The following is a 1,454-nucleotide window of genomic DNA, read 5'->3' as shown; positions in this document are numbered from 1 at the left end:
GTCCAGTTCAGTACCCACAATCGGGGGAGCGTTAAAGGGAATCATGCGGTCTCCTGTAAAACCAATGCGCCGTATCATGAATCTGCGCGCCGCAGCGTTGATAAAGGCGCAGCGCGCGCGTATTACCCAACTGCGTGGCCACCCACAGATGTGCCACGTGCCGCTGTTGGCACCAGTGCCTTGCCAGCGCCATAAGCGGCATGCCCACACCGCCGGATGCACCCGGCCACGCGGCCAGAAGGCCGATGCGCGCCCGATCCTCCTGCGTCTGGCGCAGCGTCACCCAACCGAGTGGCGCACCCTGCGCGTTAAGTGCGATCAGGCAAACATCGTCAAAGGTGCCACGCACCGCGTTTTCCACCCATTGCGCATAAAAACGACCGCTGTCCGTCATGCGATACCAGGGTGCGCGAAACCGGCTGTGCGAAAAAACGCGCGCAGCAGCCTCACGCAACGGCGCAATATCCGCAGTATCCGCCACGCGCCAGGCCGGAAGCGCCACCTCGCCAGAATCGATGGGCAGGCAAAAATCCACTTCGCTCTCTGCCAGTTGGAAACCTGCGGCAGAGAGCGCATCGACAGTCGCCAGATCGCTGGCAGAAACGTTGGCCTGCACCACCGCATAGGCGTTCAACGCCGCGGGCGTTAGCGCTGGCGCATCATCACTGAACGACAGGCGCGCGCTGGGGAGGGCGAAAAAATCGCTTTCCCACGCTAACGGCAACACATGGGCACAGATCGTGGCTGTCATCGCCTCTCCTGTCATGGCTTGCACGCTACTGTTACTGACACAGGAGCGCGGCAAACACGTCGATTACGCGTCCAGCCCCAACCGTTCTCCGGTATAGGAGCCATCCTGCACGCTGCGCCACCAGGCTTCGTTATTCAGATACCACAATACCGTTTTACGCATACCGCTTTCGAACGTCTCCTGCGGTTTCCAATCCAGCTCCTGCGCCATTTTGCTGGCATCGATGGCGTAGCGCATGTCATGGCCGGGTCGGTCAGTCACATAGGTAATCAGATCGCGATAATGGGTGACACCCGCCGGTTTTTGCGGCGCCAGTTCTTCCAGCAGATCGCACAGGGTATGCACCACATCGAGGTTTTTACGCTCGTTATGGCCACCGATATTGTAAGTATCCCCGACCTCACCCGCCGTCACCACGCGGTAAAGCGCACGCGCATGATCTTCAACAAACAGCCAGTCGCGGATCTGCGCACCGTTGCCATACACCGGCAGCGGCTTAGCGGATAACGCGTTGAGGATCATCAGCGGAATCAATTTTTCCGGGAAGTGGTAAGGACCGTAGTTATTGGAGCAATTGGTGATGATGGTCGGCAGCCCATAGGTGCGCATCCAGGCGCGTACCAGATGGTCGCTGGAGGCTTTGGATGCGGAATACGGGCTGCTGGGTGCATACGGCGTGGTTTCGGTAAACAGACCGTCCGTG

Annotated in this window: 2 protein-coding genes; both read right to left on the bottom strand. The window is 59.4% G+C overall.

All coding sequences use genetic code 11. From position 1 onward, the window contains the following. Positions 1–31: 31 nt before the first annotated feature. Complete coding sequence (gene rffC / locus J5224_RS27600) at positions 32–751, bottom strand: dTDP-4-amino-4,6-dideoxy-D-galactose acyltransferase (protein ID WP_264628328.1); 720 nt, start codon at positions 749–751, stop codon at positions 32–34. A 63-nt stretch (positions 752–814) separates the two neighbouring features. Next, positions 815–1,454, bottom strand: a 640-nt coding sequence (locus J5224_RS27595) for a GDP-mannose 4,6-dehydratase (protein ID WP_264628327.1), incomplete at its 5' end; no start/stop codon positions are given.

This window comes from Candidatus Symbiopectobacterium sp. NZEC135 (assembly GCF_025962695.1).
Note: the sequence above shows the minus strand (reverse complement) of the source record. Positions and strands in the feature narration are given on the sequence as shown.